Genomic DNA, 17,346 nt, shown 5'->3' with positions numbered 1-17,346 from the left:
CTTATGAATTTCTCGCAATCAGTTTTGATAGACGTTCTTCAAACATCTTTGTTGCATCAAATCCCATATTTTTTGCCCTAAAATTCATAACTGCTGCTTCTATAATAACAGATACATTTCGACCTGTCGTAACTGGTATTTTCACCTGGGGTACTGGGACACCTGAAAAAACAACCGTTGTTTCGCCATTACCTAATCGATCATAGGTGTTGCTTTTTTCATAATTCTCTAAATTAACCGTCAAGTCTATTTGTGCAGCATCCATTACAGCACCTGCACCAAAAAGACTCATCACATCAATAATCCCAACACCGCGAAGTTCAATGAGATGGCGTAGTATTTCAGCAGGTTCACCCACTACAGTAAATTCATCTTTTTGATAAACATCCACCCGATCATCAGCCACTAAACGGTGACCACGCTTGATCAACTCCAAACCTGTCTCAGACTTACCAATCCCAGATGACCCCTGAATTAGGACACCAACACCAAAAATATCCATCAAAACGCCATGCACCGTCGTACGGATAGCTAATTTTTCGTCTAAGAATGCCGTAATCGCACCATTTAGTCGACTTGTTGGTTCACTTGACTGTAAAAGAACGGTATCTCGTTTTTTAGCAACATTTAGCATTTCATCTGGAACCGCTAGGCCTCTGGCAATAATAATCGCTGGTGTTTCATCTGTCACAATGTTTTTCAATAAATCATAGCGATTATCGCCTATCTCATTGTGTGCATATGACCATTCCTTCATCCCAAACAGTTGGATACGTTCAGGCGTATAGTACTCCAAATAGCCAGTCATTTCTAGTCCTGGACGTGTGACATCAGAGGTTGTAATCTCTTTTTTTAATGCCGTTTCAGACGCATAAATCACATCAAATTTTATTTTCTCAAGTAAATCCGCAACTGTTACTACCATCTTTTCTCACTTTCCTTATATCCACTACATTATGGGCTGAGTCATAAGTGTTCGTCTACTTAACTTATCAGTCTATAATGCTATTTTTGCTAAACTTTGCACAATAATGACCTTTTTGATTAACTTTAGTCTAAAAAATAAAATCGCACTTGCCTTCATTATATCAGAAAATACAAAAAAACGCGCCATGCTAAACAGCCGCGCATTTTTGTATGCTATCACTAAAACTGTGACCATTCATCATCATCGTCAAAAGGTGTCACATCCTTCCTTTTCTTGGCATGATTATTTTTATCGCCAGGCCACTGTGAAAATCCAGAAAAATCCTGTTTGTTTTTTCCGTTCTTTTTTGGCGCATCTGGTAGAATGATGGCAACAATAAAGTAGACTAATATAAGTGACCCAAAGCTTGTAAATGCAAAGATGGCATAGACAATCCGGATAATGAGCACAACATCCTCAGGCCAACCAAAGTAATCCCCGAAGCCACCAATGACACCTGCGATTTTTTTGTTGGTTCGCGATTTAGTCAATTGTTTACTCGACATGCTTATCGGCCTCACTCTCATCCAAAGGACTTGCAGGTACTTCTGGTTCAGATTGGACCACTTCTGTTGGTGCTACTTCTACTGAACTAGATATAGGCTGCTCATCGCTTACGACAGTCGTTTCTTTTTCTGTCTGTTCAACTGATTCGCCATCTTTGAGCCAGATACTACCTGTATTTGTAGCAATATCTAAGGTCAAACTATTGACTGCTGTTCTAACGAGCGCTGCACCATTTTTAGTGATTTCCAAAGGGCTATCCAAGTCGATACGTGTCTTATATTTACCAAATGTTGTTTTAACATAACCGACTAAGCCAATATTTTTCGGAACTGATATTTTGATATCACCATTCACATTTTTGACTTTAAGACTTTCACCATCAATAGCCGATTCAGTGATGATTACTTCTCCATTTACACTGTTGATATCGGCTGTTTCAAAGTCTGTTGCAACTCGGATTTCACCATTTACAGTCTTAACAGTTACTGCGTCAGCTCTGCCGCCTTTAATATTCACATCGCCATTTACTTTTTTGACATTTAAATCTGCTAGAACTAAATTCTCTATGGTCATGCTACCATTCACGACATCAAATTTAGCATCTTGAAGTTGATTAGTCGCCATCGTAATTGTTAGATCAACAACAATTCGTTTACTTTTGACTGCGACAACAAGTTCACCTTGCTCAATGTCAATCGTAACATTTTCACGTATAAACGCGTCCAAGGCATCTTCTGAAATACCGCCGTATACTTTATAACTTACTTCGACAATTGTTTTCTGAACATCCTTAGCAATAACAGTCACATCACCTGAAGTGGCAGAGACTGACAAAGCTGTTACTTGCTCTTCAAATGCTTTAAAATCTGATTTTGTTACATGTTTCAGACTGGGAAAACCATTACTAAAATCAACATTATTATCAACAGACTTTTTAGCTGAATGAAACATCGTTTTCATGAACGAGCCTGCTTGATTGACAAATTGTTTGATGGCTTCTGATGAGTCAGTTTGGTAACCTTCTTTGTCGGTTTGACTCGTATTAGCTTGATTCCCATCACTTGTGTTGTCATCAGTTGATAGGCCAGATTTTTCAAGCAATTCAATCGCTTCTAGTTCTGTGATGATGCCTTTACGCATCAGATCCATAATTCTTTCTTTTTGATTATTCATATATGTCACACTTTCTTTTTAAATGTCTTAATTGAGGTAAACTGATGAGTCAATTTACTTTTTAAAATAGGATGTATAAAGAGTGATATCTCTTATCTACATCTTAATTATGACATACTTGTGATTCAAAAAAATCAGGCCTAAGTCTGATTTTCTTTTTTATTATTATTTCGCTTCAAATCCATCAACAGCAACTTCTGGGAATGTCGCATTAACAATATGCGAACAGTTGTCACAAAGTTCCACATAGTTTGGATTCTCATTTTTACCAACCGTCTCATCAGTACGTCGACAACGTTGGCAAACATGACCAGATGCATGTACAACCATGATGTCATTATCTGAGACTGTCAAGGTGACATCCGATAGCGGTTGATCAGAAAGGTTGAATTCCGATACGATGAGTAAGGTCGCAATGTCTTCTGCCATACCGATTGTTTTGAGCAACACTTTTGTGACATCATCAGGATGAACAGTCACACTAGCTTCAAGCGATTTACCAATCACTTTTTCATCTCTAGAGATTTCTAGTGCTTTATGTACTGATGTACGGAACTCTAGAAAGGCTGTCCAAACATCCAATATCTCATCTGAATTTGGGATATCCGAAGCTGTTGGCATCTCAGTTAAATAAGCATAGGCCGCTTCTTCTTGTTCTAAATATGTCCAAATTTCTTCTGCAGTATGCGGAATAACAGGTACTAAGAGTTTAGTTAATGTTACCAAGACTTCATACATAACAGTTTGCATCCGTCTACGATCTGAGCTTGTTTCTGACGCAATATAAACAATATCTTTTGCAAAATCAAGATAAAAGGCTGATAAATCGTTTGTCAAGAAATTAAAGATCGTGCGATAAACATCCATAAAGCTATAGCGATCGTACGCTTCACGAACTGCAGTGATGACTTGATTTAATCTAACTAGCATATACTTATCAGATCCATGCAAGTCATCAAACGCAATCGCATCTTTTGCTTTATCAAAATCTGATGTATTGGCAATCAAGAAACGTAGTGTATTTCTGATTTTACGGTAAGATTCTGATGTTTGACCAATCAAGTCCATTGACACACGGACGTCAGATGTACTGTCGACACTGGCAACCCATAATCTAAGGATATCAGCACCATATTGTTTAGTGACATCTTTTGGTGCAATCCCATTGCCCAAAGATTTAGAGAACTTACGACCCTTGGCATCTTGTACAAATCCTTGTGATAGGACAGCCTTGTATGGTGCAATCCCATTTACAGCAACTGACGTTGTGATAGATGAATTGAACCACCCACGATACTGGTCTGATCCTTCTAGGTAAAGGTCTGCTGGATAATTTAGTTCTTCTCTTTGATTTAGCACGCCGTTCCATGATGAGCCTGAATCAAACCAGACATCCATGATATCCGTTTCTTTAGTAAAAATACCATTTGGCGAACCAGGATGTGTAAATCCTTCAGGCAATAAGTCTTTGGCATCACGTTCCCACCAGATAATTGAGCCATTTTCTGCAAACAATGATGCGATATGTTCAGTTGTTTCTGGTGTGATAACTGCTGTGCCATCTTCTGCATAGAAGATAGGTAATGGGACACCCCAAGCACGTTGACGACTGATCACCCAATCGCCACGATCACGAATCATATTATAGAGGCGTGTTTTGCCCCACGGAATGACCCAATCAACGCGTTCTACTTCAGATAGAATGTTGTCACGGAATTTATCAATAGAGGCGAACCATTGTGGTGTTGCACGGTAAATAACCGGTTTTTTAGTACGCCAGTCATGTGGATAACTATGGGTAAAGAAATCAAGTTTTAATAAGGCACCTGATTCACTTAATAGCTCACTCACTTTTTTATTACCTTCGTCGTAAAACAAACCTTCAAAACCAGGTGCTTCATTTGTATAGTAGCCACGATCATCAATCGGCGACAAGACATCAAGCTTGTACTTGCGACTGTAAACATAGTCATCTTCACCATGGCCAGGCGCAACGTGTACAAGTCCTGTACCTGAATCTAAGGTAACGTAATCCGCATTCATGACAAGCGCATCACGGTCGTAAAAAGGATGCTTAGCTACCATACCGTCTAAGTCTGATCCTTTGACTGTTTGCAAGACTTCGTAATTTTCCCATGCCAATTTCTCAGCAACGGTATTTAGCAGTTCAGATGCAACGACAAATTTGCGATCATTAACCCCAACTAAAACATAGTCATAGTCAGGATGGGTAAAGATACCTTGGTTGGATGGAATTGTCCATGGTGTTGTCGTCCAGATGATGAACTCTGAATCATTTGGTAAAAGTCCTTTGGTATCAACTGCTTTAAAAGCGATGTAGATAGAGGCTGAGCGTACGTCTTGGTATTCAATCTCAGCTTCAGCAAGAGAACTCTCAGATGATGGCGACCAATAGATTGGTTTTGCACCCTTATAAATATAGTCCTTCTCTGCCATTTTACCAAATACGCGAATTTGAGCTGCCTCAAATTCTGGTTTTAGGGTAATATATGGATTTTCCCAATCGCCCAAGACACCCAAAGACTTGAACCCTTTACGTTGCAAATCAACCTGTGTTAAAGCGTATTCTTGACACATTCTAAGATATGCTGCACGATCAAGCTCTTTACGCTTGATCCCTTTTTTGGTTAAAACTTGTTCAATTGGTAAGCCATGCGTATCCCAACCAGGTACATAGGGTGCACGAAATCCCGCCATATTTTTATAGCGCATGATCATATCTTTAGAAATTTTGTTTAAGGCATGACCGACATGGATATCTCCATTTGCATATGGAGGGCCATCATGTAAAATAAATGAAGGTTTACCCGCATTTTCTTTCAAGCGATTTTCATAGAGTTTCGCTTCATCCCAAGCCTCTTGCATTTTAGGTTCTTTGTTTGGTAGTCCTGCACGCATTGGGAATGCTGTTTTACCAAGATTTAAAGTATCTTTAATTTTCATAGTCAATTATGAGATGGCAGTTAACTGTCATCTCAAACCTCACTTTCATTTTTTATACAAATTGTTAATCACTCAGTATTGCTTGTCTTACCAGGTTATCTCGACGGCAACATCTCTTGTCTCAAATAAAAAAGTAATAAAAAAAGCTTTCCGAAAGGGACGAAAAGCCGTGGTACCACCCTAATTCACTTGTAAAAACAAGTCTCAGTGGTCCGATAAAGAAGACCAGTCTTTATAAAAGTATACCTGCATCACCTCTTTTATAACAGATGTTAACTAGAGATGGGTATAGACAAGTTGATCGTCCTAAACTGAGTGATTGCAAGGCTTACACCATCTCTTGCTCGCTGTAAATATCAGTTACGGACGCGGTCTTGTTTTATGCTTCAGAATCGTCTGATGTGTCACTGCTTGTCTTGCTTTCTGTACTTGTTGCTAAATTAGCATCCGTACTACTTTCAAGATTAGCTAACGCTTCTGTATTTTTTTCCTCATCCTGTAAGTCAAGTATCGCTGATACTTCGCTTACAGTCTGACTAATTTGGACAGTGTTACCTTCATGTGTCTCGATAATTTCTTTTAGCTTATCGACACCATCACCAATGTAAGTAGCTGTTGGCTTAAGAATTTCTTCCCATTCCCGAGATTTAATCCCTTCAAGTTGTGACTCTACCATCAAAGCCATGCGTTGGTGGTAGATTCTCATCTTACGTTTCAGTTCATCTGTTTCTTTTACCAAACGACGTGCGTCATCTGAAGCAGAATTAAGGATGACACCTGCTTCTTTTTTGGCAGACTCCAGAATATACTGTGCTTTTTGACCAGCTTCTCCTGTGATACCGTTTGCTTCATTAATTGCATGCTCTTTTAAATTATCAGCAGCACTCTGTGCAACGACGATTGATTTATTTAGAGAGTCTTTCATCCCTTCAAAAGATTCGACACGCTCACGTAAACTTTTTAGTTCACGCTCTTGGTCTTTTATCTTTTCAGAAAATCCATCATAATCTCTAATAATCAAATCAAGAAAATCATCTACGTCAGCCTTATTATAGCCACGCATTTTGGTTTCAAATGTTTTATTTTGAATATCTAAACTATTTAAACTCATCAGTTCACCTTTCCATCTATTGCCCTACTATTTTTGACTTGATATGATTTGGACTTCAATCCTAACCTTATCTTTTTTTGTCAAACCTAGGTTCTGACCTATCTTAACTCTACCTAATCCTCTAACACTAATGAGGTCTCCTGTCGTTAATTCAAAGTCATTCTGCATAATTTCTGTATAATTGACTTTTACTTTACTAGACTGTATTAACCCTTGTGCTAGACTACGAGATTTGTTGAAAATACTCGCTATCGCTTTGTCTATACGTAAACTTGACAGCATCACTACCTGATTTGTTGCTTGTTCTGGTAGCCTTATAAAGTCATTGGGTGATACTTCACTAATTTTGACACCACTTCGTGCAATCTTAGATACAGACTCCGTAAAAACCGATACCATTTTTTTACTCACACATACCTGTGCGAACGATTGATGTACTGATATATCACCAATCTTCAATCTATCCAGACCAGTTTCTCCAAGCAACGTCCCTAGTATCTGTGCATGTTTTAGCGTCACAAATTTACTAGCAAAGTCTATCTGTAAGCAAGCTAAATCAAAATCAAGTATATCTAGCTCATAATAACTAGGTGCTAAAATTAACTTGACATACTCGGTATCAACAATCGATGCACTCGTAAAGACTTGCAGGTCATCTTTATTATAACCATTCATCATTGTTTGCAGAATGAAATACTGCCTTGGATTTAAGAAATCTGTCACAACAATGCTATAAGTATCAGAGACTTTCTCCAGCCAATCGGTCACCTTATCAATAAAAACACGTTCACTAGGCCTAAAATGCTGATATATATCTTGAGACATCAGGCAATCATAAGCAACAAGCGTTGAATCGCATTCAAGGCAATGATTGCCACAACGATAGTGAAATCTAGTCCACCAAATTGGAGGGGTAACCGATCAAAGATAGATAAAAAAGGTCTCGACAGTTTCTCAATGATGCGGCCAACTTGACTATTGCGAATATCCGGTGCCCAGCTCATGAATGCATGAATAATTAAAATCCATTCATAAACTGTAATCAATTTATATAGAAAATAAAGTAGCATTAGAAAGCATCCATTCCTTCAAAATTTCGACCAGCAAGAATACTCATTTCTTTTTCAGCATCTACAGTCATACCATTTGGTGTCAATAAAAATATTTGTCCGCCAACATTTTGAATATCACCATCAATGGTGAAGACAACACCCGTTAGAAAGTCGATTGACCGACGTGCTTGTTGATCACCCATATTTTTAAAATTGACCAGTACACTTTCGCCATTACGAACAATTTTTGCTGACTCCATGATATTATCATAAGCAGCTGGTTCCTTAATTGCTATCGTTGGTATAATGCTTGACGTATTCACCTGACGTTGTTGTGTGGCTTGTCGCATATTCTGAGTAGCAGCCTCTGATTGACGAACTTGCTTTCGTTCCATTTTTACCTCTGTTTCTTGAGGTGAAGGGTTATTTACCGCCTGCATCTGCGGTTGAACTGGTGTTGGGTTTTGAACCACTTGCGGTCTCTGTCGATTAACCGTTCCCGCTTCATCCTCTTCACCTAAATTAAAATAATCTTTTGCTTTTTCAATGTAATCTTTGAATGCCATTAATTTTTACCTACTTACTCTAGTCATCTCTATTTTTTAGACAATATAGACCTATTGTCTATTTAAAAAATTCACTACCAATTCTGACAAAAGTAGCACCATGCTTAATTGCTTGCTGATAATCTTGACTCATCCCCATCGACAATTCTGTACATGGTATATTTGGTAATTTTTGACTGGCTATTGTTTCTTGTAACGTCTTTGCTTGTTCAAAGAAATCTGCCAGTTCTGCTTCTGTTGCGCCTAATGGCATCATCGTCATTAAACCAACAATTTCAATGTTAGTAAACCTTGAAAATTCTGGTAAGACTTGAGCTAACGCATCAGGCAATACCCCGTGCTTACTTGCTTCACCTGAAATATTGACTTGTAAGAAACATTTGATGGTATGATCAGCGCGCTTATCAATTTCTTGCGCTAATTTAACAGAATCTAGGGCATGGAAGTAATCAACTAAGTTGATGACGTCTTTAACCTTACGACGCTGTAATGTCCCAATCAAATGCCAATTAACTGATAATTCAGCCAACTGTTCATATTTGTCAAGGAATAATTCAACCCTATTTTCACCAATATCAGTTATACCTGCCAAAACAAGTTCTCGAGCTTTTTGCGCATCAACATATTTTGTAACACCGACAACAGTCGTCGGCTTATTTTTTTTTGATGTTGACTGTCCCTCAGCAAGACTGACCTTATTTAATACTGCTTGAACTTTTTCAATAAGTGTCATATTAACGCTTCAAAAATGGTGGGATATCTAAATCATCATTGTTTGCTGAAGTTGTTGTGCCACCAAATGTATTAACGCCTGACGTATTCGTCGACTCTGATGGTGTTTGACGAACTGAATTTTCCTTACGGATATCCCAGCTACCAAATGCTGATTCAGGTGCTGAACTTTCAGGTGTTGCTGTCTTTTGACGAGACCCAAAATTGTCTTTTGCAGCATCAATATTTGATGAGCCTAAAACACGGCGTCTAGGCTGTTCTGAAACAGGTGCACTCATCGTTTGACGAGGCATTGCTTTTTGAACGTCTTCCTCTGATACGCCAGTTGCAACAACAGTAACACGAATTTCATCTTGCAAGCTGTCATCAATTGATGTACCTAAGAGGATATTCACATCATTACCAGCAGCTTGGATGACAAGCTCTGATGCATCTTGTGCTTCTGTCAAGCTCATGTCCATACCACCTGTGACATTAAGCAAGACATTTTCAGCACCTTCGATGGTTGTCTCAAGCAATGGTGAGTAAATGGCTTTACGCGTTGCTTCGATGACACGGTCTTCACCACTAGCAACACCGATACCCATTAGTGCATCACCTTTATTTGCCATTACTGTTTTGACATCAGCAAAGTCTAGGTTAATCATACCAGGATTAGTAATTAAATCTGTTACACCTTGAACACCTTGACGTAAGACGTTATCAGCCTCTTGCAAGGCTTCTTTCAAAGGTGTTTTCTTATCGACAATTTCAAGTAAGTTATTATTTGAAATGATGAGTAGCGTGTCAACAGATGATTTTAAGAGTTCAATCCCCTCAGAGGCAAAGTAGCCACGTTTAGAGCCTTCAAAACCAAATGGACGTGTTACAACACCAACTGTCAAAGCACCTAACTCACGAGAGATTTGAGCAATGACAGGCGCAGCACCGGTACCAGTTCCGCCTCCCATACCAGCAGTGATGAAAACCATATCCGACCCTTGCAAGGCTTGCTCAATCGTCTCAGCTGATTCCTCAGCAGCTTTTTGGCCTACATCTGGTTTTGAACCTGCACCTAAGCCACGCGTCAATTTTGGTCCGAGTTGAATGACCGTATCCGCTTTTGATGCACGTAGTGCTTGAACATCAGTATTTGCGGCAATAAATTCAACACCTGAAACACCTTCTTCAACCATGCGGTTTACAGCATTACCACCTGCACCACCAACACCAATAACTTTAATTACAGCGCCTTGAGTGAGCGCTTCGTCAAATGAAAATTCCATTATTTTATATCTCCAAATTCATTTTTATCTCAATCAAACAAAACATGAGCCAACTACTTTTTTAAGTTGTCTCACCTTAATTTTGATTATAGCCAATCAATCAAACATACTACCGAAAAGGTTTCGGACTTTATCTACAAGACCTTCTTTAGGTTCTTTAGTTTGTTTAGGTACATTTGATTGTGATACTGGTACAGCATAACTTGTCTCATCTGCTGTTTGTACGAAATTATTTTCTGAAAACGATACGACAGGTTCACGATACGTTGCTTGCGTGTCAACAACTGGTTCACTGAATACAGCATTACCAGCTGCTGCTAGAGTCACAAGATTTTCAATTTCTGAGCGACTACCAACATAATCTACTATCGAGATGACTTGAGCAAATGTTGGGTTACGAAGTCCCATCTCATTTGGTACATATAATCTGACATTTGTACCAATAATTTCAGTTGCAAGTTCAGCAACACCTGGCATCGCCGCAGCACCACCAAGTAGGACAATGCCTCCCGGTAAATTTAAGCCACGAGACCGCTCCAAATCTTGACGAACGCGAGAAAAAATTTGTGTTAACCGTGCCTCAACAATTTCAGAAAGATAATATTCTGTAATTTCAAGAGGTTCCATATGGCCAACAACTGATACTGGGAATTTCTCCTCTTGACTTGCACGTGCAGTTGAGGCTTCTCCATAATTTAATTTCAAGCTATCTGCTTGATCAAGAGAGGTATTTAAGACTGTAGAGATGTCTTTAGTAATATAGTCTCCACCTTCAGGTATAATATGTGCAAACTGTAACTCTTGATCTCGAATTGCAAGTACGGTTGTTTGACCAGCACCAAGATCGATGACAACTGTGCCAAATTCACGTTCACCTTCAGTCAACACGTGGTGTGCTATAGCTAGCGGCGCAATGACGATATTGTCCACTATCAATCCTGCACGCTCAACTGCACGGCGGATGTTATGTACCAATGTCTTAGGTCCTGTGTAAACAAGCCCCTTCATTTCAAGACGAACACCAAACATCCCTCTCGGATCTGATATACCAGAGAAACCATCTACAGTGAACTCTTTGGGTTCAACCGCAATGATTTCACGTTCAGGCATCATCCCACGCATAAGCGCGCTAGAAACGACCTGGCTAATATCACTTTCAACAACTTCTTTTGATTCACTGTTGATTGTTACCATGCCTTGACACGCATCAACTTCAAGTCGATTAGCTGGAACAGCTACATTCAACCCTTTGATTTGGATGCCTGCGCGTTCTTCTGCAGCATTTACAGCTTTTCGAATTGCTTGAGATACCTTTTCGATATCAACAATTGTCCCATTTTTCAATCCGTCAGATTTTGCATTTCCGACACCAATTATATTCATTTCACCAGAGACATATTCAGCAACTAGCACTTTAATCGTGTTAGTTCCTATATCAAGTCCCGTATAAAGTCCACTTTTGGCCATTAAAGCGACTCCTTCCATTATCTATTCATCATTTTTAAAGTTTAATTGTATAAAAAGTCATCACACTGACCATCAGCATAAACACTCTTTTTCATTTTAACACAAAATCACAGCAAAACAAGATATTTACTGTGATTTCTGTAATTTATTAATAACTTTTTAGCTGCGTTTTATTTTCCCTATAGAGAAAATAGCAAGCGTTCCTGTCCCTGTATGTGTTGCAATTGTCGGTCCGAGTGGTGTCAAGATAACTTGCTGCACGACCTCCGACATCAATAATCTTGTTTTTACTGATTCCGCAAGATCCCGACTACCAGAATAGCCAATCACGACTTGTGGAAATCTATCATCAAATCCGTCAAGTGTCTTTTCAATCAATAAATTGATTGCTTTTTTCTTGCCTCTAATCTTGCCAACTTGACGTAGCTTACCATCTGGATCAACATCGATAATCGGCTTAATATTCACTAATGTCCCAACAGTTGCGGCCGTTTTTGAAATCCGTCCCCCTCTAGCCAAATGAAACAAATCATCTGCCATTACCCAACTACGCAAGCGAGGTGCTATCTCTTTTAGGCTGTCAACTAAATCAGCAACTGATTTCCCTTGATCACGGAGTTGAACAGCTTCTCTAACTAAATACCCTTCTCCTGACGCCGCTGCTAAGGTGTCAAAAATCGTAATTTTTGCTGCAGGCATCTCCTCTAAGAGCATACTTCTAGCCATCTTAGCACTTTGGAGCGTGCCTGAAAGACCAGATGAAAACCCAATGTAGAGTACGTCATCACCAGCTAAGACAACTGACTTAAACACTTCTAAAAACTGTCCAGCATTAATTTGAGAGGTGACTGGATTTTCGCCTTCAGCCATTTTTTCCAATAAAAAATCACTTGACAATCTGTTTGGTCCGATCGTTTGGTAGGTGATGTCGGCTAGCGTGACTGTCAACCCAAGCATGATGATATCATGTGAGCTGATATAGCTTTCTGATAAATCTGTCGTTGAATCTGTGACAATTTTATAAGTCATCGTCACTCCCTTCTGATTAGTTGACAAGGCCCTATTCATGTTCTCCTAGTTTAAACAGGAGCGATTTGAGATCTGATAGCTGTGTATCGTCCCAAGATGTCCGTGGTTTTTGTGTTGTCAGGACTTTATTGTGTCTTGTCAAATCTTGTTTTCTAAGGTTGACACGTTCTTCAAGTTCTCTTGCAGATACCCGCATCGCACCTTGAGAAAAAATCACCCATTGTTCCGCTAAGTCACTTGTCGCAACATAAACTGTCGTCAAGACATTTTGGCACTCTCCAGCAAGTTTTTCGATATAGGCATCTGCCGTTTCATCTTCTTCCGTGAAGATGACCATGACGTTATGGTGTGTAAACTTACTTGCCACACCTGGTACATATTGGGCATCAAAGACACAAATCACTTCGATCCCTTCAAATCCCGCATAATTTGATAACTTTGAAAGTAAAATATCCCTTGCTTGTTCTAGTTGATTATCTTGAAAAAGGCGATGGGTTTCTGTCCATGCCCCAATCATATTATATCCGTCAACAATTAACAGTTGTTTTTTCATAGCTAACCACTTCTGACTTATTTAAAATTTCGAGCCCACTCATACATGAGAATACCCGCAGCAACTCCGGCATTTAAACTCTGCACATGACCGACCATAGGGATTGTAATCATTTCGTCTACTTGTTTTTTTATATTTGGCGTGATGCCCGCGCCTTCAGCACCAATGATCAAGGCAAGCTTACCTTGCGTTTGCCATTTATGATGCGGTGTCCCATCCATGTCGGTACCAAAAATCCAAAATCCAGCATCTTTTAGTTTGTCTAGGGTCTGAGAAAGGTTGGTCACACGCGCAATCGGCATGTGATTCACTGCACCAGTCGACGTTTTGACGACAACTGGCGTTACCCCAACTGAACGATGCTTAGGGATGATAATTCCTGAAACACCTGTCGCATCAGCAGTTCTTAGGATGCTACCAAGATTATGTGGATCCGTTAAGCCATCGATAATGATTAACAGTGGATTGTCAAGTTCCTGAGTAATTGCTAGTAAATCAGACAATTCTTTATAGGCGTAGGCGCTTGTTTTCAATACAAACCCTTGATGTACACCCCCATCAGACATTTCCTTTAATTTGTCCTTACTTAAAAAAGAAATACCAACTTTTTTTTCACTAGCGAGTTCTTTTAACTTGTCAATATTTTTACCGCGTATGTCATCTTGGATGTATAATTTATTCCCTAGATTTTCCATAAGAGAATCTGTAACAGCATGCACACCATAAACTGTATCATTCGCTGGCGCTAGGTCATGCTGGTTGTCCTGGTTAACTTGATTATTTTTTTCGTGATTTTTTTTCATACTCTTATTATAGCAAATTTTTCCGAGACAGAGAAATCCACAATCCTATTCACCCCTTACAGTTCCGCTTCATTATACCTTTACTTACCACCTTCCTGAAAGCAGCATGACTTAGCTTAACTAAAAAAACCATCTACTGACGGTTTTTTACATAAAGTTTTGCGGTTCGTTATCGATGATGATACGTAATTTTTCATGTGCGCGATCCTGCGTCATCTCTAAAACTGAATTTAACACTGGCACCAAATTTGGTTCAAATCTATATTTAATCAAGAGTTGATAATGATATAGATTATGGGTCCTAGCAATCGGCTTGGGGATTGGCCCTAAAATCCGAGCATGTTCAGTGAGTTGCGCTGTTAAAAGCGACATGATTTCATAGGATGCTTTTACCGCTTCCTCTTCAAGTTGATGAGAAACAACCAGTTGCACCGTATAAAAGTAAGGTGGATAGTTGAGTTGCCGCCTAAATGCCATCTCTTGCTTATAGAATCCTTCATAATCATGCGTTTGCGCTAGCTTAATCGCATAGTGTTCAGGGTTAAAGGTCTGAATCAGGACTTCTCCTGCTTTTTCTGCGCGACCAGCACGACCTGCCACCTGCGTTAATAGCTGGAAAGTGCGTTCTGAAGATCTAAAATCAGGCAGATTGAGCGCTGTATCGGCATTGATGACACCCACCAGAGTAACGTTAGGAAAATCAAGACCCTTAGCAATCATCTGTGTCCCTAGTAATATGTCTGCTTCTCCTGCACCAAACCGGGATAGAATTTGCTCATGTGCACCTTTTTTCTTTGTTGTATCCACATCCATTCTTAAAATACGGGCACCAGGAATCAAGTCCTGTAATTCTTCTTCCACTTTTTGCGTCCCACTGCCATAATACCGAATTTGCTTACTTTGACAGTTTGGACAAGCATACGGTATAGCCGCTGTATGTCCACAATAATGACAGTTTAGCGTCTTAGTATCCATATGTAGTGTTAAGGAGATATCACAATTTGGACAATCAGGCACGTAGCCACAGTCCCGACACATAATAAACGAAGAATAGCCCCGTCGATTAAGCATCAACACAACCTGTTCCTGTCTAGCGATTTTTTCCGAAATTTTATCTAATAGCACTTTCGAGAAAGAGGCTGACTGGTCGTTTAAGTGCTTGCGCATATCCAAAATCCGAACTTCAGGAATCTTAGCTTGCGCATTAGCTCGGTGGCTAAGATGAAGTAACTGGTAGACTTCTTTTTGTGCACGTGCTCGTGTTTCTAGGCTTGGTGTTGCTGAGCCTAAAACTAGAGTAGCTTGCTGGTAGCCTGCACGCCAAATCGCAACATCTCTTGCATGATAGCGGGGATTGCTATCTTGTTTGTAACTCGTTTCATGTTCTTCATCAATAATAATCGTGCCAATATTTTTTAGTGGGACAAATATTGCTGATCGTGCACCAACAACAACTTTCGCTTTACCAGATACTATCTTCCGCCATTCATCATACTTTTCGCCATCCGACAATCCTGAATGCATAATCGCAACACGATCTCCGAATCTAGCGATAAAGCGATTGGTCATCAGCGGTGTTAATGATATTTCTGGCACTAACATAATCGCTGTTTTTCCTTGTGCAAGTGCATGGGCAATCACCTGTAGATAAACCTCTGTTTTACCAGACCCAGTAACTCCTTCTAATAGAAACGTACCACCTTTAGCTTGAACGATCGCCTCATATGCACGATTTTGTTCTGCATTTAGTTGCTTCTTCTCATCTGGTACCACCTGATCAAAGTAACCTTGTGAACGCGACACTTCCACTTCTGTAAGCCGTAAAATCCCTTGGGACACGAAAAACGTCACAACATCTCGAGAGAATGTCCCAAGCAGTTCTGAGTAAGTCCAAACCGTTTCTTCCGGATGCGTTTCTAGAAAAGCCTTCATAGCCAAGCGCTTTGTCGCACGCGATGTGATTGCCAAGTTCACCAGGGCAAGTTTATCAACTAATGACACGCGCTTTTCAGTTTTGATACTTGCTTTAGACTGCGCAACGTACCGCATGTTGATACGCCCTTCTCGGTGGTGTTTCATCATCACAGCCTGTTCTTTAGTGTCCAAGCTTGAGAAGTGAATCTCCTTTTTAGTAGCAAAATAGGTTTTAGCTACTTCCGAATCTGCTGTTGTCAGTACCTTATCATAAGAAGAATTAAGTAGATTAGGTAGCATGGCTTTGAGTATCGAGATTTTATAAGAGAAAACCGTTTGTCGCATATCATCTGCAAGGGCAAGCTGTTCGCTGTTGAGCACGGGTTCAAAATCCAACACTTCGGCAATTGCCTTTAATTCAGCTACATCAGATAACTCAGTTTCATCTGATGCATCTGAGAGCGCCACGATAAACCCTTGCATGAGCCGATTACTACGCCCGAAAGGTACATGCACCCGCATGCCAATTGCTACTAATTGCCTCAATTCCTCGGGTATCAGATAAGAAAAAGGCTTGTCAGTTTGCATGGTCGGAACATCAATAATAATCTTGGCGATTTGATAACACATCACAGCTCTCTTTCTATCCTAGCAAGTCAAGTCCCTAGTTTTTAAAACACTTGTATTTGCGACATAATCAGACACGTTTATTGTCATTCTTCCTATAGTTAGTTTACACAAAAAGCTGATCAAATTAAAGTAAAATGTGTAGCAACAAATATAGTACAATCAGAACGAACAAAACTCAGACAAAAAAACTGCCTAAGCAGTTTTTTCTTTACTCACCCTCAACAGCTTTAGCAATCGGTGCCTCTACTGTTTCGACAACTGGTGCTTTAGCAGCTTGAGGAACACCTTTATCTTTGCGTTGTTTGGCTTCTTCTTCAGCTTGCTCTTTTGCTATCTGCTCTTTAATTTTACGTTCTTCTTCAATCTTAAGTAGACGTTCTAATTCACGTTTTTCTTTTAATGCTGTTCGTTTTGCTTCTGGCGCTGGGTGAATCGTTACGTTGCCTTCTGCTAACTCTTCCAATGCTTGCAAAGTAGGTTTTACAGATGAAAATTTTTGTGTTGCAGCTTCCCCATCACGTAACTCATGTGCACGCTTTGCTTCTAAAACTACTAATGAATATTTTGAATCGACTTTGTCCAACAAGACGTCGATTGACGGTTTTAACATCAT

Annotated in this window: 15 protein-coding genes and 1 pseudogene; all 16 read right to left on the bottom strand. The window is 39.7% G+C overall.

Features of this window, described 5'->3' with window-relative positions:
- Position 1: 1 nt before the first annotated feature.
- The 16 genes and pseudogenes from hprK to rpoZ all read right to left on the bottom strand — a co-directional run bounded on the left by hprK (position 2) and on the right by rpoZ (position 17,346).
- Positions 2 to 925 carry an HPr(Ser) kinase/phosphatase gene (hprK, locus tag RU86_RS07220; protein ID WP_096814733.1) on the bottom strand — a complete coding sequence of 308 codons (924 nt, stop codon included), beginning with the start codon at positions 923 to 925 and terminating at the stop codon, positions 2 to 4.
- A gap of 221 nt (positions 926 to 1,146) precedes the next feature.
- Positions 1,147 to 1,473, bottom strand: coding sequence for a PspC domain-containing protein (locus RU86_RS07215; protein WP_068876854.1), 327 nt, complete (start codon positions 1,471 to 1,473; stop codon positions 1,147 to 1,149).
- Positions 1,463 to 2,647, bottom strand: coding sequence for a DUF4097 family beta strand repeat-containing protein (locus RU86_RS07210; protein ID WP_096814732.1), 1,185 nt, complete (start codon positions 2,645 to 2,647; stop codon positions 1,463 to 1,465). The genes RU86_RS07215 and RU86_RS07210 overlap by 11 nt, the downstream gene beginning before the upstream one ends.
- Before the next feature lie 165 nt (positions 2,648 to 2,812).
- Positions 2,813 to 5,611 carry an isoleucine--tRNA ligase gene (gene ileS, locus RU86_RS07205; RefSeq protein ID WP_096814731.1) on the bottom strand — a complete coding sequence of 933 codons (2,799 nt, stop codon included), beginning with the start codon at positions 5,609 to 5,611 and terminating at the stop codon, positions 2,813 to 2,815.
- Between the two features lie 379 nt (positions 5,612 to 5,990).
- Positions 5,991 to 6,722, bottom strand: a complete 732-nt coding sequence (locus RU86_RS07200) for a DivIVA domain-containing protein (RefSeq protein ID WP_096814730.1) — start codon at positions 6,720 to 6,722, stop codon at positions 5,991 to 5,993.
- Positions 6,723 to 6,749: 27 nt separating this feature from the next.
- Positions 6,750 to 7,547: a YlmH family RNA-binding protein gene (locus RU86_RS07195; protein ID WP_245810498.1), complete on the bottom strand. Its 798-nt coding sequence runs from the start codon at positions 7,545 to 7,547 to the stop codon at positions 6,750 to 6,752.
- Entirely contained in the window at positions 7,547 to 7,792 is a 246-nt protein-coding gene (locus tag RU86_RS07190; RefSeq protein WP_096814728.1) for a YggT family protein, read from the bottom strand. The genes RU86_RS07195 and RU86_RS07190 overlap by 1 nt, the downstream gene beginning before the upstream one ends.
- Positions 7,792 to 8,340 (bottom strand): cell division protein SepF, encoded by a 549-nt coding sequence (locus tag RU86_RS07185; RefSeq protein WP_096814727.1) that lies wholly within the window; start codon positions 8,338 to 8,340, stop codon positions 7,792 to 7,794. The genes RU86_RS07190 and RU86_RS07185 overlap by 1 nt, the downstream gene beginning before the upstream one ends.
- Before the next feature lie 58 nt (positions 8,341 to 8,398).
- Positions 8,399 to 9,073: a YggS family pyridoxal phosphate-dependent enzyme gene (locus tag RU86_RS07180; protein WP_096814726.1), complete on the bottom strand. Its 675-nt coding sequence runs from the start codon at positions 9,071 to 9,073 to the stop codon at positions 8,399 to 8,401.
- 306 nt (positions 9,074 to 9,379) lie between these two features.
- Positions 9,380 to 10,337, bottom strand: a pseudogene (gene ftsZ, locus RU86_RS07175) (cell division protein FtsZ); the annotation flags it as partial.
- A gap of 96 nt (positions 10,338 to 10,433) precedes the next feature.
- The gene (gene ftsA / locus RU86_RS07170) at positions 10,434 to 11,804 is read right to left on the bottom strand and encodes a cell division protein FtsA (protein ID WP_096814725.1); all 1,371 of its coding nucleotides are present in this window, start codon (positions 11,802 to 11,804) and stop codon (positions 10,434 to 10,436) included.
- A gap of 159 nt (positions 11,805 to 11,963) precedes the next feature.
- The gene (locus RU86_RS07165) at positions 11,964 to 12,833 is read right to left on the bottom strand and encodes a DegV family protein (protein WP_096814759.1); all 870 of its coding nucleotides are present in this window, start codon (positions 12,831 to 12,833) and stop codon (positions 11,964 to 11,966) included.
- Positions 12,834 to 12,864: 31 nt separating this feature from the next.
- Complete coding sequence (locus RU86_RS07160; protein ID WP_096814724.1) at positions 12,865 to 13,386, bottom strand: NYN domain-containing protein; 522 nt, start codon at positions 13,384 to 13,386, stop codon at positions 12,865 to 12,867.
- Positions 13,387 to 13,403: 17 nt separating this feature from the next.
- A complete protein-coding gene (gene rlmB, locus RU86_RS07155) occupies positions 13,404 to 14,189 on the bottom strand; it encodes a 23S rRNA (guanosine(2251)-2'-O)-methyltransferase RlmB (RefSeq protein ID WP_096814723.1) in 786 nt (261 codons plus the stop codon).
- A 147-nt stretch (positions 14,190 to 14,336) separates the two neighbouring features.
- Entirely contained in the window at positions 14,337 to 16,733 is a 2,397-nt protein-coding gene (locus RU86_RS07150; protein ID WP_096814722.1) for a primosomal protein N', read from the bottom strand.
- Between the two features lie 208 nt (positions 16,734 to 16,941).
- On the bottom strand, positions 16,942 to 17,346 hold the full coding sequence (rpoZ, locus tag RU86_RS07145) for a DNA-directed RNA polymerase subunit omega (protein ID WP_243994813.1): 405 nt from the start codon (positions 17,344 to 17,346) through the stop codon (positions 16,942 to 16,944).

The organism is Pseudolactococcus piscium, from assembly GCF_002441695.1.
GTDB classification, from domain to species: Bacteria; Bacillota; Bacilli; order Lactobacillales; family Streptococcaceae; genus Pseudolactococcus; species Pseudolactococcus piscium.
This window is presented reverse-complemented; position numbering and strand designations above follow the sequence as displayed.